A 16,626-nucleotide genomic window follows, 5' to 3' on the forward strand; every position below is an offset into this window, starting at 1 on the left:
CGGCCTTGTCAGAAGTTCAGGGTCAGAAGTTCAGGGTCAGAAGTTCAGGCGGGCGGTGACGCCGCCATAGCGGTCGGCCTCGCGCGGGATGATGTAGCGATAGGCGCCGCCGGGGCCGCTGCTGACGATCGACGCCGGGAAGCTCTTGTCGAGCAGGTTCTTGACCTGCGCGGTGAGCTGGAAGCGGTCGTTGACGTCGATGATCGAGGCCGAGAGATTGACCAGCGTATAGGCCGGGATCTCGGTCAGCGCGCGGATCGTCGCATTGGCGTCGAACTGGCCGGCCTGCTTCGACTGGGTGCTGATCTGCGCGCCGAGGCCGACGTCTATCCGGCCGCCGGTGCGGATCCGGTAGTCTGCCGCGAACGAGCCCTTCCACGGGATCGCCGCGCCGAGCCGGGTGCCGTCGGGGATCACGCCGGTGACGACGCCGTTGGTCGGCAGCTTGAAATGGTCGACATGCGCATCGGTATAAGCGAGCCCGCCCGAGAGCGACAGGTCGCGGATCGGCCGCACCAGTATGTCGAGCTGCGCGCCGCGGGTCGAGACGCTGCCGGCATTGGTGAAGCGGGTGACGAGGACGCCCGCGACCAGATCGGGATTGTTCGCCTGATAATTGTGATATTTGGCGTACCAGGCGGCCAAGTTGAGCACGAGCTTGCCGTCGAACAGCGAATTCTTCAGGCCGACCTCGTAGCTGTCGGCGGTCTCCGGCTCGATGACGTTGGTGCCGGTCGCGGTCAGGTTGAAGAAGACGTTGTAGGCCGGCCCCTTATAGCCGCGGGCATAGGTCGCATAGACCATCGATTCGGGGACGATGTCGAACTGCAGCCCGGCCTTGCCCGACAGATTCTTGTGGTTGGTGCTCGACGCGAACGGACCGAAGCTGGGGTTGATGCCGGGGCCGGCGAGCGTCGTCACCCGGCTGTGGAACACGCTGAGATCGTCGATCGTGTAGCGCAGCCCGGCGATGCCGCGGAAGCGCTGCGAGAAGTTGAGCGTCGCCTGGCCGAACAGCGCGTAATTCTTGAAGGTCGAACCGAAATCGGCGGTGCCGCTCGGCCGGGTGACGGTAGCCCCTGCGGTCGTGCAGGGCACCAGCGCGGTCGCGGCCGGGGTCGGGGTGACGGTGCAGACGACGTCGTCGCGGGTGAAGATACGCTCCGAGCGCGCGCGCGAATAATAAGCGCCGAGCACATATTCGAGGAACTGGTCGTTCGGCGAGGTCAGCCGGAATTCCTGGCTGAAGGTGTTGCCGGTCTGCGGGCCGCTGTCGTGGAGCTGGCCGAGGCCGACATAGGCCTGGGGCAGCCAGTCGCCGTCGCGGATTTCCTCATTGTCCCATTTGCGATAGGCGGTGATCGAGGTCAGCACATGGGTGCCGACGGTCCAGTCGGCCTGCAGCGACAGGCCCCAGGCCTTCTCGTTGGTCGAGGTGATCAGGTCCTGGTTGACGGTGCGCGACTTGTTGCCGTTGATGTCGGGCAGCAGGGGGGCGGACGCGCCGCTGGTCGGGGTGCTGCCGATCACCTCGGCGCAGCAATCATCATGGCTTTCGCGATAGTCGCCGATCAGGGTCAGGCTGAGATCGGGGGTCGGATCGGCGACGACGATGCCGCGCACGCCCCAATGCTCATAGCCGTTCACCCGCGTGCCGCCATGGGCGATGTTGCGGATATTGCCGTCATAATTGCCGTAGAAGCCGGTGAAGCGGCTCTTCACATTCTCGGCGAGCGGCACGTCGACCGCGCCGCGCAGCCGATATTCGTCGCCGCCGGTGAAATAGCTCGCCTCGGCGAAGCCACCGAAGTCCTTGCCCGGGCGCTTGGTGACGATGTTGATCACGCCGGCCGAGCTGTTCTTGCCGAACAGGGTGCCCTGCGGCCCGGGCAGCACCTCGATCCGGTCGATGTCGATCAGGTCGCTGAACGCCTCGCCGGCGCGGCTGTAGACGACGCCGTCGACCACGGTCGAGATCGACGGCTCGCCGGCGATCGAGAAGGTCGAGGTGCCGACCCCGCGCAGGAACAGCGACTGGTTGAGGGTGGTGCCCGATTTGCGAAAGTTGAGCGTGGGCACGAGATATTGCGCATTCTCGATATTGACCCCGGCCTGGGCGGCGATCAGGTCGCCGCCGATCACGGTCACCGCGACCGGAACCTCCTGGAGCCGCTCGACCCGCTTCTGCGCGGTGACGACGATCTCGCCGGGGGCGACATCGGCATCGGAGACCGCTTCGGGCGCGCTCTGCGGCGCCGCCACGGCATCGGCGGCGAAGGCCGGCGCGCATGCCATGGCGGCCAGCGCGACGCCGGCGGCGAGAAGGTTTCGATGCTGCATATGGGCTCCCCTTGATATCCCTACCATTTCGATAGACTATATCGATGTCTAACGTTGTCACCCGCTAGATTTTGTTTAGGGGATGGAGAAGATGCTTGTCAGAACCCGAGTTCGACCATGTTCACCACCCGTTTCTCGCGCGCGCTGAGCTCGGCTGCCGTGCCGATCGCGACCGCCATCAGCCCGTCGCGGGCGCTGACCTCGACCGGACCATCGCCGCGCACCGCGGCGATGAAGCGCTGATGCTGATAGAAGGTCGAGCCATGATGGCTGCCCGCGGCGAGCGCCGCCGGATCGACCTCGACCACGCGGCGTTCGACCTGCTTGGGGTTGCCGAAGCCGGTGCGCGGGCTGAAGACCAGCGCGCCTTCGGGGATCAGCACGTCGAGCCGCGCCTCGTCGCCGACCGCGACGATCTCCTCCTGATTCTCGGCGCCCTCGGCGAACATCGACAGATCGAGCATCGCGCGCACGCCATTGGCGAAATCGACGGTGGTGAAGCTGTTGTCGATGATATCGGGGGTCTGCCCGTCATAGCGCTCGTCGATATGGTTGACGTCCATCGCGCCCGAACAATAGACGCGCACCGCCTCGGCCCCGACGATCAGCCGCATCAGATCGAAGAAGTGGCAGCATTTCTCGACCATCGTGCCGCCGGTGTTGCGCGCGAAGCGGTTCCAGTCGCCGACCTTGACCAGGAAGGGGAAGCGGTGCTCGCGGATCGACAGCATCTTGAGCTGTCCGATCCGGCCGCCATGGACCTCGGCGATGAATTCGGCGGCGGGCGGCATGTAGCGATATTCCATCGCGGTCCAGAACGGGCGGTCGGACCGCTCGGCGCGCTCGACGATCCAGCGCGCATCGTCGAGCGTGGTCGCCAGCGGCTTCTCGCAGAGGATCGCGAGGCCGGCGTCGAACAGCGGTTCGAGCACCGCGCGATGGGTGTAGTTCGGGCTGGCGACGATCACCGCGTCGACGAGCCCGCTGCGCGCGAGATCGGCGGCGCTTTCGAACGCGGTCACGCCCTCGGCGCGGTCGCCCAGTTCGGTGCGCGCCCAGCCGAGCGAGGTCGATACCGGATCGGCGATCGCGGTCACCACCGCGCCCGGGGTGATCGCGAGATTGCGGAGATGCTCGACCCCCATCATGCCGGTCCCGACCAGCCCATAACGTACTTGCTCAGCCAACGATTCAAATCCTAAGGAATGACAACGATGTCGCAGCTCATGTCTACAGCCGAATGCGTGCCGCTCGGCAAGTCCGGAATATCGGTGGGTCCGATCGCCTGGGGGATGTGGCGGTTCGGCGCGAGCGGCGTCGCCGAGGCGCGCATCCTGATCGAAACCGCGTTCGAAGCCGGGGTGACCTTGTTCGACACCGCGGACATTTACGGCTTCGACGGGACCGGCGGTTTCGGCGATGCCGAGGCGTTGCTGGGACGGGTGTTCGCCGAGGCGCCCGAATTGCGGCAGCGCATGGTCCTCGCCACCAAGGGCGGCATCCTGCCGCCTTTGCCCTATGATTCGAGTCCGGCCTATCTGGGCGCGGCGCTCGATGCCTCGCTGCGCCGGCTCGGGGTGGAGCAGGTCGATCTCTACCAGATCCACCGTCCGGATATCCTGACCCATCCGCAGGAGGTCGCCCGCACCCTCGAGGATGCGGTGCGCGCCGGCAAGATCCGCGCGATCGGGGTGTCGAACCATAGCGCGGCGCAGGTTCGCGCGCTTGCCGCCTGGCTCGACATGCCGCTGGCGACCCACCAGCCCGAATTTTCGCCGCTCCACCTCGATCCGCTGGTCGACGGGGTGTTCGACCAGGCGCTCGAACGCGACATGGCGGTGCTCGCCTGGTCGCCGCTCGGCGGCGGCCGGCTCGGCGAACCGGCCGACGACCGCGCCCGCGCGGTCGCCATCGCGCTCGACCGCAAGGCCGCAGAAGCCGGGGTCGGGCGAGCGGCGGTCGTCTATAGCTGGATCATGGCACATCCGGTGCGGGCGATCCCGATCGTCGGCACCCAGAATCCGGCGCGGATCGCCGAACTGGCCGACGCCCACAAGGTCGGCTGGACCCGCGAGGACTGGTATGCGGTGCTGGTCGCCGCGCGCGGCGAGCGCCTGCCATGAGACGCTTCAAGGGCGCTATGGCGCTGGCGCTGGCTTGCGCGGTTCCGGCGCAGGCGGCGAATGTGGCGACCGCGCAGGGCGCGGTCGCCGGCACCGTCCTCGACACCGGCGTGCAGGCGTGGCTCGGCATTCCCTTCGCCGCCCCCCCGGTTGGGCCGCTGCGCTGGAAGCCGCCGCAGCCGGCCGCGGTCCGCCACGGCGTCTATCCGGCGACCCAGTTCGCGCCGTCGTGCATGCAGCCGCTGCGCGACCATGGCATCGCATATTATGTCGGCGACGATCCGATCGCCGAGGACTGTCTCTATCTGAACATCTGGGCGCCGGCCAAGGCGAGGCGCGACGCGAAGCTGCCGGTGATCGTCTTCATCCATGGCGGATCGTTCGTCGCCGGATCGGCGCGCAAGCCGCTCTATGTCGGCGACAGGCTCGCCGCCAAGGGCGCGATCGTGGTCGGGATCAACTATCGGCTCGGCGCGCTCGGCTTCCTGTCGCATCCCGATCTCAGCGCCGAATCCCCCGATCATGTCTCGGGCAATTACGGGCTGCTCGACCAGATCGCCGCGCTCCAGTGGGTGAAGGCCAATATCGCCGGCTTCGGCGGCGATCCGGCGCGGGTGACGGTGATGGGCCAGTCGGCGGGCGCGATGGCGATCGCGATGCTCCAGGCGAGCCCACTCGCCAAAGGGCTGTTCGACCGGATCGTCGCGCTGAGCGGATCGGTCTACACGTCGGCCGCGACCGATCGGGTTCCGACCCGCGCGGCGGCCGAGGCCCAGGGCAAGGCGCTGCAGGCGACGCTCCATGCCGAGGATCTCGCGGCGCTGCGGCGGATGCCGGCCGACCGCTTCGTCGCGGTGCAGGGACCGCTGGTGCTGCCGACGGTCGACGGGCTCGCGCTGCCCGAGGCGCCGGCGGCGGTCTATGCGGCGCACCGCCAGATCGACGTGCCGATGCTGATGGCGACGGTACGCGACGAGGCGCTGACCCCGCTGGCCGCGGTGGCGACGCTCGACGGCTATCGCGCCGGGCTCGCCAAGGGGTTCGGCGATAAGGCCGATCGGGTGTTCGCGCTCTATCCGGCGGCCAATGACGCCGAGGTGCGCACAGCGGTGCGCGCGCTCACCCATGATATCGGCTTCTCGTCGATGATGCGCAACTGGGCGCAGATGCAGGCCGCCAACGGCACCGCGCCGGTCTATGCCGCCTGGTTCGACCGCCGCCACCCCTATAGCCCAGGCGTCGCCTTTTCGGATCTCGATCCGGCGACGACCGGGGTCAACCACACCGACGACGTTGCCTATTGGCTCGGCACCTTCGACAGCTTCAACGGGCCGCGCCGCACCCGCGACTGGACCGCGCAGGACCGCGCGCTGTCCGACCGGATGCAGGCCGCGCTGGTCGCCTTCGCCGCGACCGGCAATCCGAACGGGCTTGCGCTCGGGCTGAACTGGCCACGCTACGATCCGGCAGGCGAAGCGATGATCGGCTTCGGCGACAGCGTGCGCCCGCTTGCCTGGCCCGACCGCGACCGGATGGACGCACTGGCCGCGATCGGCATTCCCGAATCCCGAACTGCGAAGGAACCGATAAAGTGAAGCCGCCCTGCGAGATCAGCTGGTTTTCGGCGCTGTGCGACGATGATTATGAGTTTCTCGGCATGCCCGATCCGGCGCTGCAATCGAGCTGGGAGCATTGCCGCGACATCGTCCTCCAGGCCGAAAGCGGCGGCTTCGACAATATCCTGCTGCCGTCGGGCTATGCGCTGGGGATCGATACCACCGCTTTCGCCGCGGCAATCGCACCGATGCTGCGCCGGATCGCGCTGCTGATGGCGGTGCGGGTCGGTGAGAGCTGGCCGCCGCAGCTCGCGCGCCAGATCGCGACGATCGACCGCATGCTCGGAGGCAGACTCAACGTCAACATCATCTCGTCGGAGATGCCGGGCGAGACGCTGGCATCGGCCCCGCGCTATGCGCGCACGGTCGAGGCGATGCAGATCCTGCGGACGCTGCTCGATGGCGAGCCGCTCGACCATGATGGCGACCATTGGAAGCTGAAGCTCGATCCGCCGCGGATCGGTACCGTCTCGGGCAAGGCGCCGCTCTTCTATTTCGGCGGGCTCTCGCCCGACGCCCGCGAGGCTGCGGCCAAGGCGTGCGACGTCTATCTGATGTGGCCCGACACGAAGGAGACGATCGCCGCGATCGTCGCCGACATGACCGCACGCGCCGCGCGCCATGGCCGGACCCTGCGTTTCGGCTACCGCGCGCATGTCATCGTCCGCGAGACCGAGGAGGAGGCGCGCCTCTACGCCGACCGGCTGCTGTCGCGGCTCGATGCCGCGCAGGGCGACGCGATCCGGCAGAAGTCGCTCGATTCGCAGTCGGTCGGCGTCCGCGCCCAGGCGGCGCTGCGCGAGGGCGCGGTCGACGGCTATGCCGAGGCCAATCTGTGGACCGGGATCGGCCGCGCGCGTTCGGGATGCGGGGCGGCGATCGTCGGCGACCCCGACCAAGTGCTCGCCAAGCTCGACATGTACCGCGACATGGGGATCGAGGCGTTCATCCTGTCGGGCTATCCGCACGCGGCCGAGGCCGACCTGTTCGCGCGGCATGTCCTGCCGCGGATCGACCATCGCGCGCTCGGTTCGCGGGACTGAGCCTGAAGGTCGGCTCGGTCAGGGGCAGGGGTCGGGCAGCGCGCGCTGGATAGTTTCGATGCCGGCAAGGATGTCGGCGCCCAAGGTCAGGTCGACGCTGGCGATGTCGGTGCGCAGCTGATCGAGCGAGGTCGCGCCGATGATCGTCGCGGTGACGAACGGCTGGGCGTTGACGAAGGCGAGCGCCATCTGCGCCGGATCGAGCCCGTGCGACCGGGCAAGGTCGACATAGCGCGCGGTCGCCTCGGGCTGTCCGGGGGTGTCGTAGCGGACGAACTGCTTGGCGACATCGCGGCGCGACCCCGGCGGGACGGCGCCGCCGAGATATTTGCCCGTGAGGTTGCCCGCCGCGAGCGGCGAATAAGCGAGCAGCCCGACCTGCTCGCGCAGCGCGACCTCGGACAGGCCGATCTCGAAGGTGCGGTTGAGCAGATTATAGGCGTTCTGGATCGAGACCACCCGCGGCAGCCCGGCCTCGCGGGCGAGGCGCAGATATTCGAGTACGCCCCAGGGGGTCTCGTTCGACAGGCCGACATGGCGGATCTTGCCGGCCTTCACCAGATCGGCGAGCACCGTCAGCGTCTCGGCGATCGGGACGACGGCGGCGTCGTCGCTCAGCGCGCCGATTCCGCGCTTGCCGAAGCTCGCGACCGGCCGGTCGGGCCAGTGCAGCTGATAGAGATCGACATAGTCGGTCTGCAGCCGGCGCAGGCTGTCGTCGATCGCCTGTTCGATATTGGCGCGATCGAGCCGGTTGCCGCCGCCGCGGAACTGGCGGACGTCGCCGGCGCGCGCGGGGCCCGCGACCTTGGTCGCCAGGATCACCCGGTCGCGGTTGCCGCGCGCCGCGAACCAGCTGCCGATATATTGCTCGGTGCGGCCCTGGGTCTCGCGGCTGGTCGGGGTGACCGGATAGGCCTCGGCGGTGTCGATGAAGTTGATCCCCTGCTCGAGCGCATAGTCGAGCTGGGCATGGGCTTCGGCCTCGCTGTTCTGCGATCCCCAGGTCATCGTCCCGAGGCAGATCAGGCTCACGTCGATATCGGTACGGCCGAGCTTGCGGAATTTCATGAACGTCCCTCGAAGGATGGACCGGCAGGTCGAGAATGGCGGATGGTGGGCCGCCGCTCCCATAAAGCGTGGCGGGCGGCTGTCCTATCATATGATCGAATGAATCTATTCGCAGACCTCAACGATCGGGTCAGGCGAGAACCGGATAGCCCGACCGTATCGCCTCATGTTCGGCGGCGCGGATCGGCGCATAGCGGCCCGATCCGATCGGGCGGACATCGTCGAGCAGCAGCAGGTCGCAGGCGCCGGCGAGCGCCGGATCGCGCACCGCGGCGCGGATCGCGCGCATCAGCGCCGCCTGGTCGGCCTGCGAGGTCGTGGTCGAGGTGACCAGCGGCAGGCCCGGGGTCAGGTCGGTCCAGCCGATCGTCCGCAACTGGGCGGCGATATCGGGCTCGTAGCGTTCGAGATGGGCATAGGTCACGGTGTCGACCGCCGCGACATCGGCATCGCCATCGGCGATCCGCCGTGCGCTTTCGGCATGCGAGCCGGTTTCGATCACCTCGGCGAAGAAGCCCGGACCCGGCGCCAGCCGCGCGACCGCGACGCGCAGCAGGTTCATGCCGGTGTTCGAATCCCAGCCGTTCAGCGCCGCGCGCGCGCCGCGAAACGCCGACAGTGCGTCGCGTTCGTCGTCATGGCGTGCGATCAGCCGGCTGCGGTGGCGGGGGCCGTCGCAGCCGGTCGCGCGATAGATCGGGGTCGCGAGATAGCGCAGCCGGCCGTCATAGCGCGTCGTCATCGGATAGCCGCAGCATTGCGCAAGTAGCAGCGCAGGATCGGCCCAGATCGTATCGAGCGGACGCGAGCGGTCGAGCCGGTCGGGCACGCCGATCACCCCCGACTGCCGCAAATGGCCGGCGATCGCCTCCCACAGCCGGTCGTTCGCCGGCTGGAGCTCGGGGCGGTCATACATGCCGAGCGAGGCGATCCGTTCGCTCATGAGGCCGTCGCCCGGTGGTCGGGATGGACGAGATCGTCATGCGGCCGCAGCGCGTAGCGGCGGACGACGTCGCGATAGCCATGATAGACCAGCCCGCCATTGGCGGCGAGGAACACCGCGCGGCGGCTGCGGTAGAGCGCCGGCAGGCGGTACCAGGCGACGGAAGCGGCCCAGTGATGCGCGGCGTGGAGATTGTTGTTGAGGAACAGCAAGGCGAGCAGCCCCCGGCTTTCGACGACCGCGACCCGGCGCGCGGCGGTGGGGCCGGCGCGATGCTCGGCGAAGGATCGCAGCAGCGTCAGCGCGAGGCCCGGATAGACGAACATCGCGACATAGTGCGCCAGCGGCAAGCCGCAGATGTGCAACCACAGCAGCAGCGCCGCCACCCCGATCAGATGCCCCCACCAGTCGGCGAACCACGCCTGTGGCGTGCGCACCGCGCGGATCGCCTCGTCAACGGCGAACCGGCCGACGCAGATCGCCGGACCGAGCAGCAGCCGGCCGGCGAGGGTGGCCTGGCAGCGGTCGAGCCACAGCGCGAAATGTGCGCCGGCGCCGGTCGCCGCGGTCCGGTAGCGCGATTCGGGGTCTTCGAGCGGGTCGGTGACCACCTCGGCGGCATGATGGTCGAGATGGCTGCGGCGATAGATCGGGTAGGGCAGCCAGAGCGACAGCGGGATCGAGGCGATCAGGTCGTCGAAGCGGCGGTGGCCGGTCGGGTGGCCATGGATGATCTCATGCTGGAGCGAGCCATGCCAGGCGACGAACCAGCCACCGAGCGCGGTCAGCGCCCACCAGGGCAGCAGCGCGTGCCACCAGGTCAGCGCGAGCCACCCGCCATGGATCAACGCGGCGAGTGCGAGCGTCGGCCAGTCGATGGAGCGGATGATGTCGTTCGGGCGCATGCCGGGACCGGCCCGAAGCGTCGCTGTCGGGAATGAACCGCCTTTCTTGGAGAAAGCCTCCATGCACATCCTCTTTTGCCGCACATCGTCTCGGAATCGTACTACGGCAATATCTCTACTAAATTGATAGTGATGTGCGATCTGGCTTTGCTTGGCCGCCTGCAAGAAAGGCTTTGCGGTAGGAGAGGGGCGCCGGGGCAGGCGTCGATCGTCCCGCATATTGCGCGGCGGACGCGCGGTCCGCACAATGTCGCCGCGCGTGACTGGCGAGTCGGATGGAGCACCATCGGGAAGCGTGCAGCAAAAAGGCCGCTCGCCTGGGCCGTTCATGAAAGGAACGGCGATGCAGATCATAATCTTCCTGTTCGACGGGATCACCGCGCTCGACGCGGTCGGCCCCTATGAGTCGCTTTCGCGGCTGGCCGATGCCACGGTGACCTTCGTCGGCAAGCAAGCGGGGCCGGTGCGGACCGGCGACGGCTTTCTCGCGCTCCACGCCGATCGCGATATCGCTTCGGTCGACGCCGCCGACCTGCTGATCATTCCCGGCGGCCACCGCCGGGCGCTGGGGCCGCTGATCGCCGATACCGAACTGGCCGCCTGGATCCGCAGGATCGACGCGAACAGCCGTTGGACCGCCTCGGTGTGCACCGGTTCGCTGATCCTGGCGGCGGCCGGTTCATTGTCGGGTCGGACCGCGTCGACCCATTGGCGGGCGAAGGCGATGCTGGGGCGGTACGATGTCGGCTATTCGCCCGAGCGGGTGACCGTCGACGGCAAATATGTCACCAGCGCCGGGGTCTCGGCCGGGATCGACATGGGGCTGATCCTGTGCGGGATGATCGCCGGTCGCGAGATCGCCGAGGCGGTCGAACTCAGCATGCATTATGATCCGCAGCCGCCGTTCGGCACCGGCGATCCGGCGCAGGCCGCGACCCCGGCGCGGGTCGCGCTGATCGAGACCGTCCTGCGCCAATGACGGGCCGGCAGCCCGGCGCTTCCGGCCGACGCGGGGCGGGAGGCGCGGGCTATGCGCGGCGGATCAGGCGCCCAGGCCGGTGAGGTGGCGCTGGCGGATCGCGTCGATCGGCATATGCCCCTCGGGCGTGTCGAGATGCCAGAAGCTCCAGCCATTGCAGGACGGCGCGCCCTGCAACTGCGCCCCCATGCCGTGGATCGATCCGCTCTTGCCGTCGATCGCGAGCATGCCGTCGGCGCGGACCTCGGCGTGGAAGCGGCGCTTGGCATCGGTGAGCACGGTGCCGGGCGCGATCAGTCCGGTCTCGACCAGCAGGCCGAAGGCGACCCGCGGGGTCGAGCGCTTCTCGGGGATCGACAGCATCGCGCTCTCGTCGAGCGGCAGCGCCGCGGCGATCCGCTGGGTGGCGACCTTGATATAGCTTTCCTCGCGCTCGATCCCGATCCAGCGGCGGCGCAGGCGGCGGGCCACCGCCCCGGTGGTACCGGTGCCGAAGAAGGGATCGAGGACGAGGTCGCCCGGCTCGGTGCAGGCGAGCATCACCCGGTAGAGCAAAGCCTCGGGCTTCTGGGTCGGGTGCGCCTTGTGGCCGTCATCGTCCTTGAGCCTTTCGCCGCCCGAACAGATCGGCAACGACCAGTCGGAGCGCATCTGGATGTCGTCGTTGAGCGCCTTCATCGTGCGATAGTTGAAGGTATATTTCGCCTTCTCGGCCTTAGAGCACCAGATCATCGTTTCATGCGCGTTGGTGAAGCGGGTGCCCTTGAAATTGGGCATCGGGTTCGACTTGCGCCAGACGATGTCGTTGAGGATCCAGAAGCCCTGGTCCTGCAGCGCGGTGCCGACGCGGAAGATGTTGTGATAGCTGCCGATCACCCAGATCGTGCCGTCGTCCTTGAGGATGCGGTGCGCCTCCTTGAGCCAGGCCTTGGTGAAGCGGTCATAGGCGGCGAAGGTGTCGAACTTGTCCCAATCGTCGTCGACCGCGTCGACCTGGCTGCCGTCGGGCCGGAACAGGTCGCCGCCCAGCTGCAGATTATAGGGCGGATCGGCGAAGATCATGTCGACGCATTTGTCGGGCAGTGCCGCCATCCGCGCGATGCAGTCGCCGCGCAATATCTCGTTGAGCGGCAGGTGCACTTCACGCTCGGTTCCGTTCCGGCGAGCCGTGTTCGATCGGCTCGCCGGCTGAATCTTCTGAAGCACACCCATGTTGGTCGGTTCCCCTTTTCGCTGTTGACAGGCGTCATGAGTCGTCGCGACTCGCCGGTCAACCGGGGTGGGACGATGCCGGAGGCGGGATAGCGTCCATGGCCGGGGAGAACATAAGGAGTCTGGCACAAGCGGTTGAGTCCCGCACCCATGCAGCGACTCAACCGCTTGTGGTGTGACTCGAAAGACTCACTGCGAAATCTTTTTTTCGGATGGCGGGGGTGGCGCCGTCCCGGCGACGGGGCGATGGAGAATGGCGGATTCCGCAGGTTTCGGACGCTGGCCCCGTATCCGGCGCATCAGCAGCAGCAAGGGACGGAGCGGATAATAGAGCGCAAAAGCCCATTGCGGCAGCGGGAGCGACAGCACGTCGCTTCCCGTGACGAATGTGCTCGCGATGACCGACCGCTTGAAATCGAGCGACCGGCTGAGACGCGCGCGCAGCAGGAACAGACGGATCATCGCCACCGTTCCGCGCGACGAAGGTGCTGCGACGGGGGCTGCCAGCGACGCGCGGTAGAAATCGAGCAGCGCATCGCTTGCGGGCGATCGCGCGGCAATCGCCGCAAGCGCTTCGGGTATCGCGACCGACAGGATCTCGTTGGCAAGGCGAAGACTGCTGCCGACCGCGGGTTCGAGCCGCAGCGTGCGGGTGAGATCGGCGGCCACGCCGAGATCGGCGGCGGATGAGCCGGCGATGATGCGCGCGATATCCTGCAGCCATTTCAGCCGGAACCAGCCGTGCAGCGCGCCATGGCAGCAGAGATAGAGAAATTCGTGGGGCGGCGAGAGCGTCGCAATGGGTTGGCCGGCGAGATGGGTTGTCGCATGTTCCCGCCACAGCCGGTCGAAGCTCAGCGGCAGTAGCGCCGCCAGGCTGAACAGGCGCCAATGGAGCTCGACCTCGATCCGCCCGTCGGCGCTGCGATAGCCATCCTCCTTCTCGACACGGCGCAGCGCGGCGCTGTCGGCCGGCGCGGGACCGGTCTTGCGGCTGCGCGTGAAGCCGAGGCCGGCCAGCACCGCATGCGCCGCCGCGATCGCCGAGGGTTCGATCACGATGTCGAGATCCTTGCCGTGCCGCGCGGTGACGTCGCCATAGAGCCGCTCGGCAAGTGCCGGCCCCTTGAGGATCAGATGGCGGACACCCGCCTCATCGAGCGCGCGGGCGATGCGGACCAGCGCCGCGGCGAGGCCGAGCGCGGCATGGCGGGCCTCGGTCGCCATCGCCGCGAGCTGTCGCTGATCGGCCTGGGCGAGCATCGGCGCGCACGCCAGCGCGGCGAGGACCGGGGCGGGCAGGCGGTGCCGACGAGCGAGGGCGATCACATCGGCGGCAGAAGCGGGCACAGGATCCCCCGCGATCGCGATGCCCGTGGCTTCGGACGTGGCGCGGGCGATCAGGCGGAAAGCGGGGGTGGTGAGACCGGAGGCGGTCACCCGAGCGAACCCATCGCCGTCATCCCCTGGCGTCCGGCACCGCCGATCGGGATGTCGTCCGACGGGCGCGCGGGCACATCTTCGACGATCACCGTCTTGGGGCGCACCCGGCCGTCGAGCCGGACGATCCGGTCGGCGATCGCGAGCGGCGCGGGCAGGTGGGTGGCGATGACGATCGTCATGCTTTCGCGCAGGCCGGCGAGCATCGCCACGAAGCGGGCCTCGTTCGCCGGATCGAGCGCGCTGGTCGGTTCGTCGAGCAGCAGCAATGCCGGCTTGCGGACCAACGCGCACGCGATCGCCAGCCGCTGCCGCTCGCCGTTCGACCAGCCGAGCCCGCGATCGCCGAGCGCGGTGTCGATGCCCTGTTCGAGACCGGCGACGAGGTCCGCGAGGCCGGCCCGATCGAGTGCTTCGGCGATCTCGGCCGGCCCGGCGTCGGGCTTCGCCCACAGAAGATTGTCGCGGATCGTCCCCTCGGCGACGAAGCTGTCCTGCGGCACCCAGGCGATCGCCCGGTGCCAGCTTGCCGGATCGATCGTGGCGAGATCGACCCCGTCCACCTCGATCCGTCCGGCCTGGGGTATCAGCAGGCCGGAGATCAGTTCGATCAGGCTGGTCTTGCCGCTGCCGCTCGCGCCGGCCAGCGCGGTGATGCGGCGGGCCGGAAACGACAGCGACAGGCCGGCAAACAAGGGGCGGTCGTCATGGCCGAAGCCGACATCGGACAAAGTGAGCGCGTCGTTCAGCGGCGGGGCGGTTCGCGCGGGCCGCGCGGTGTCGGGCGCGGCGAACAGGTGGGCCATCGCCAGCAGCGCATCGAGCGAAGGCTTGAGCCGCAGATATTGCTGATAGGAGGCGACGGTGCCGCGCGCGATCGGGGTGAGCCGCGTCGCCAGCGCCGCGATCAGCAGCAATTCGGCGGCGGGCCGGTGCAGCACGAGCATGCCGACCAGGATCAGCATGGTCAGCGCCGCCAGCGCGACGATCTCGAACCGCATCCGTGCCGTCGCGAAGTCGATCTGGAACTGCGCCTGTGCCCCTGCAACGACGCCGAACGCCGCGCGGGTGCGCGCTTCGAGGCCGGCGGTGTTGCCATGGACGCGGGCGAGGCGCAGCCCGTCGAGGAGGACATTGGCGGTGGCGGCGAAGGCGGCATTGCCCGCGACGAGCCGCAGCGCGGTGCGATAGACCCGCTGGGTACGCCAGCGCAGGAGGATCGCCGCCGGTACGACCAGGCCCAACGCGATCGCGGTCAGCGCGGGGCTGATCCACAGCGCGGCGGTCAATTGGGCGAGCACCAGGATCGTGCTCGCCGGCAGCCGCAACAGCGACTGGATGCAGGCGCCGGCGTTCGCCAGTTCGGTGCTGAGCAGCGACAACAGGCTGCCTTTGGGTTGGGCCGCGATCAACGGCCACGGTCCGTGGGCGATCGCCCGGACGACCTGCGCATGCAGCCCTTCGACGATGTCGCGGTTGGCGCGGGCGATGTCGCGATCGCGGCACAGCGCCAGCCAGGAGCGGACCGCGACCGCGGCCCCGAATGTCGCCAGCGCCGCGATCAGGGTGACGTCGCGCCCGAGCGTTGCGATCGCGGCCCCGATCAGCCGGCCCTGGCCGCCCAGCACGAGCGCGAGCAGCAGCGGCAGCATCGCCAGGCTCAGCCCCTCGCTCAGCCCGGTCAGGATCTCGAGCGCGACCAGTCGGGCGAGCCGGCGCCGCGGCAGCAGCGCGATCAGCGGGGACATGGCGGCTCGTCGTCGCGGCGCCGCCGGGCGACCGTCATGAACAGCGACTTGCGCCGCCGATCGTTGCCCATCGGCGCGGCCAGCCCGATCGGGATCGGCGGATCGGCATAATAGATGGTCCGGTCGACGGCGAAGCCAGCGTCTTCGAGCCGCGCGGTCATCGCCCCGGCGGTGACGACATGCCGGACGAAGGCGTAATAAGCCGGTCGGCCGGTCAGCCGAAAGACGATGCGTTCGGCCCGGCGATAGAGCGAATCGGCGTTCGGCATCGACAGGACCAGCACGCCGCGGGGTGCGAGCAGGCGCGCGAATCGTGCGAGCGCCGCCGCGAGGTCGTCGACATATTCGAGGACGCTCGAACAGAGGATCGCATCGAAACGGGCGGGCGCCCAATCGACCATGTCTTCGATCCTGGCGACCGAGAAATCGGTCCGTCCGATCGTGCCGGTCGCTTTGCCGCGGCAAAGCGCGATCATCTCGGCGCTGCCGTCGATCGCGGTCACATCGGCGCCGGCTGCGGCCGCCGCGAAGGCGAAGACACCGCTGCCGCATCCGGCATCGAGCACCGCCATGCCGGGCCGGACCAGTTCCGCAATCGTGCGCGTCCACAGGTCGTGGCGTTCGCGGAACGCCGGCGAGCGCGCATAGGCGGCATCGAAGCGGGTTGCGACGGCGTCGTGAAAGGAAATCGCGTCTGGCACGGCCCGCCTTATAAACATGCTGCGGCCGGCCGTTAATATCAAAGGGATGGGATCCGAAAGGCGAGCGGAGTTGTTTTTATCATCATATTGTGGGATTGAGGCCGCAACGGCTTCCTAGGAGAAGAAGATGCGCAGATCGGTTCGATTGATCGGTGCGATGGTCGCTTTCGGCATGATGACCTCGGCGACGCTGGCAGCGGCGCAGGACGCGGTTCCCGCGCCCGATGCGAACCCGACTTCGGCTGATACGCCGGGCGTGAAGAAGGGCAAGATCCCCCGCGGCGCCAAGAAGGCCGGCAAGGTCGGAAGCTCGTCGGGTTCGGGGGCGAGCGGCACGGCGACCGCCGGGACGACTGGTGCGACGGGCGCGGCTGGTGCCGCCGGCGGGATCTCGCTAACCACCGGGCTCGTTGCCGGTGCCGCTGCGATCGCGGCTGGAACCTTGGTGGCGACGAGCGGCGGATCGAGCAGCCCGTAATTCGGGCCTTTTCCGACGAATGTCCCC

Annotated in this window: 14 protein-coding genes and 1 riboswitch; of the genes, 5 read left to right on the forward strand and 9 right to left on the reverse strand. The window is 68.4% G+C overall.

The window, feature by feature from the left end; genetic code table 11:
• Positions 1-36 precede the first annotated feature (36 nt).
• Positions 37-2,340: a TonB-dependent receptor gene (locus AC1RM6_RS05000; protein WP_493098675.1), complete on the reverse strand. Its 2,304-nt coding sequence runs from the start codon at positions 2,338-2,340 to the stop codon at positions 37-39.
• 98 nt (positions 2,341-2,438) lie between these two features.
• On the reverse strand, positions 2,439-3,527 hold the full coding sequence (locus AC1RM6_RS05005) for a Gfo/Idh/MocA family protein (protein WP_493098676.1): 1,089 nt from the start codon (positions 3,525-3,527) through the stop codon (positions 2,439-2,441).
• Positions 3,528-3,554: 27 nt separating this feature from the next.
• Between AC1RM6_RS05005 and AC1RM6_RS05010 the strand changes: the two genes are divergently transcribed.
• The 3 genes from AC1RM6_RS05010 (at position 3,555) to AC1RM6_RS05020 (ending at position 7,122) form a co-directional block, all read left to right on the forward strand.
• Positions 3,555-4,463: an aldo/keto reductase gene (locus AC1RM6_RS05010; RefSeq protein ID WP_493098678.1), complete on the forward strand. Its 909-nt coding sequence runs from the start codon at positions 3,555-3,557 to the stop codon at positions 4,461-4,463.
• On the forward strand, positions 4,460-6,058 hold the full coding sequence (locus AC1RM6_RS05015) for a carboxylesterase/lipase family protein (RefSeq protein WP_493098680.1): 1,599 nt from the start codon (positions 4,460-4,462) through the stop codon (positions 6,056-6,058). The genes AC1RM6_RS05010 and AC1RM6_RS05015 overlap by 4 nt, the downstream gene beginning before the upstream one ends.
• Before the next feature lie 62 nt (positions 6,059-6,120).
• Positions 6,121-7,122, forward strand: a complete 1,002-nt coding sequence (locus AC1RM6_RS05020; RefSeq protein ID WP_493099546.1) for an LLM class flavin-dependent oxidoreductase — start codon at positions 6,121-6,123, stop codon at positions 7,120-7,122.
• An 18-nt stretch (positions 7,123-7,140) separates the two neighbouring features.
• Here AC1RM6_RS05020 and AC1RM6_RS05025 read toward each other — a convergent pair whose 3' ends face one another.
• The 3 genes from AC1RM6_RS05025 to AC1RM6_RS05035 all read right to left on the reverse strand — a co-directional run bounded on the left by AC1RM6_RS05025 (position 7,141) and on the right by AC1RM6_RS05035 (position 10,041).
• Positions 7,141-8,193 (reverse strand): NADP(H)-dependent aldo-keto reductase, encoded by a 1,053-nt coding sequence (locus tag AC1RM6_RS05025; RefSeq protein WP_493098682.1) that lies wholly within the window; start codon positions 8,191-8,193, stop codon positions 7,141-7,143.
• Positions 8,194-8,323: 130 nt separating this feature from the next.
• On the reverse strand, positions 8,324-9,136 hold the full coding sequence (locus AC1RM6_RS05030; protein ID WP_493098684.1) for a phosphate/phosphite/phosphonate ABC transporter substrate-binding protein: 813 nt from the start codon (positions 9,134-9,136) through the stop codon (positions 8,324-8,326).
• Complete coding sequence (locus AC1RM6_RS05035) at positions 9,133-10,041, reverse strand: fatty acid desaturase (RefSeq protein WP_493098686.1); 909 nt, start codon at positions 10,039-10,041, stop codon at positions 9,133-9,135. Before AC1RM6_RS05035 ends, AC1RM6_RS05030 begins: the two co-directional genes overlap by 4 nt.
• Positions 10,042-10,290: 249 nt before the next feature.
• A riboswitch (ZMP/ZTP riboswitch) is annotated at positions 10,291-10,371 on the forward strand.
• Positions 10,372-10,384: 13 nt separating this feature from the next.
• Here AC1RM6_RS05035 and AC1RM6_RS05040 point away from each other — a divergent pair.
• Positions 10,385-11,020, forward strand: coding sequence for a DJ-1/PfpI family protein (locus AC1RM6_RS05040; protein ID WP_493098688.1), 636 nt, complete (start codon positions 10,385-10,387; stop codon positions 11,018-11,020).
• A 63-nt stretch (positions 11,021-11,083) separates the two neighbouring features.
• On the opposite strand, the gene AC1RM6_RS05045 is transcribed toward AC1RM6_RS05040, so the two are convergent.
• The 4 genes from AC1RM6_RS05045 to AC1RM6_RS05060 form a co-directional block, all read right to left on the reverse strand.
• Positions 11,084-12,232: a site-specific DNA-methyltransferase gene (locus tag AC1RM6_RS05045; protein WP_493098690.1), complete on the reverse strand. Its 1,149-nt coding sequence runs from the start codon at positions 12,230-12,232 to the stop codon at positions 11,084-11,086.
• Positions 12,233-12,421: 189 nt separating this feature from the next.
• Positions 12,422-13,672 carry a nucleotidyltransferase domain-containing protein gene (locus AC1RM6_RS05050; protein WP_493098692.1) on the reverse strand — a complete coding sequence of 417 codons (1,251 nt, stop codon included), beginning with the start codon at positions 13,670-13,672 and terminating at the stop codon, positions 12,422-12,424.
• Positions 13,669-15,420, reverse strand: a complete 1,752-nt coding sequence (locus AC1RM6_RS05055) for an ATP-binding cassette domain-containing protein (RefSeq protein ID WP_493098694.1) — start codon at positions 15,418-15,420, stop codon at positions 13,669-13,671. Before AC1RM6_RS05055 ends, AC1RM6_RS05050 begins: the two co-directional genes overlap by 4 nt.
• Positions 15,408-16,121, reverse strand: a complete 714-nt coding sequence (locus AC1RM6_RS05060; RefSeq protein WP_493098696.1) for a class I SAM-dependent methyltransferase — start codon at positions 16,119-16,121, stop codon at positions 15,408-15,410. Before AC1RM6_RS05060 ends, AC1RM6_RS05055 begins: the two co-directional genes overlap by 13 nt.
• A 127-nt stretch (positions 16,122-16,248) precedes the next feature.
• Between AC1RM6_RS05060 and AC1RM6_RS05065 the strand changes: the two genes are divergently transcribed.
• Positions 16,249-16,599, forward strand: coding sequence for a hypothetical protein (locus tag AC1RM6_RS05065; RefSeq protein ID WP_493098698.1), 351 nt, complete (start codon positions 16,249-16,251; stop codon positions 16,597-16,599).
• Positions 16,600-16,626 lie beyond the last annotated feature (27 nt).

It is taken from the genome of Rhizorhabdus sp. GW822-FHT03C02, assembly GCF_058801765.1.

Excerpts from the sequence above, each read along its gene's own strand:
- AC1RM6_RS05000 (WP_493098675.1), bottom strand. The coding sequence starts at position 2,340 with ATGCAGCATCGAAACCTTCTCGCCGCCGGCGTCGCGCTGGCCGCCATG.
- AC1RM6_RS05010 (WP_493098678.1), top strand. The coding sequence starts at position 3,555 with ATGTCGCAGCTCATGTCTACAGCCGAATGCGTGCCGCTCGGCAAGTCC.
- AC1RM6_RS05015 (WP_493098680.1), top strand. The coding sequence starts at position 4,460 with ATGAGACGCTTCAAGGGCGCTATGGCGCTGGCGCTGGCTTGCGCGGTT.
- AC1RM6_RS05020 (WP_493099546.1), top strand. The coding sequence starts at position 6,121 with ATGCCCGATCCGGCGCTGCAATCGAGCTGGGAGCATTGCCGCGACATC.
- AC1RM6_RS05025 (WP_493098682.1), bottom strand. The coding sequence starts at position 8,193 with ATGAAATTCCGCAAGCTCGGCCGTACCGATATCGACGTGAGCCTGATC.
- AC1RM6_RS05030 (WP_493098684.1), bottom strand. The coding sequence starts at position 9,136 with ATGAGCGAACGGATCGCCTCGCTCGGCATGTATGACCGCCCCGAGCTC.
- AC1RM6_RS05035 (WP_493098686.1), bottom strand. The coding sequence starts at position 10,041 with ATGCGCCCGAACGACATCATCCGCTCCATCGACTGGCCGACGCTCGCA.
- AC1RM6_RS05040 (WP_493098688.1), top strand. The coding sequence starts at position 10,385 with ATGCAGATCATAATCTTCCTGTTCGACGGGATCACCGCGCTCGACGCG.
- AC1RM6_RS05045 (WP_493098690.1), bottom strand. The coding sequence starts at position 12,232 with ATGGGTGTGCTTCAGAAGATTCAGCCGGCGAGCCGATCGAACACGGCT.
- AC1RM6_RS05055 (WP_493098694.1), bottom strand. The coding sequence starts at position 15,420 with ATGTCCCCGCTGATCGCGCTGCTGCCGCGGCGCCGGCTCGCCCGACTG.
- AC1RM6_RS05065 (WP_493098698.1), top strand. The coding sequence starts at position 16,249 with ATGCGCAGATCGGTTCGATTGATCGGTGCGATGGTCGCTTTCGGCATG.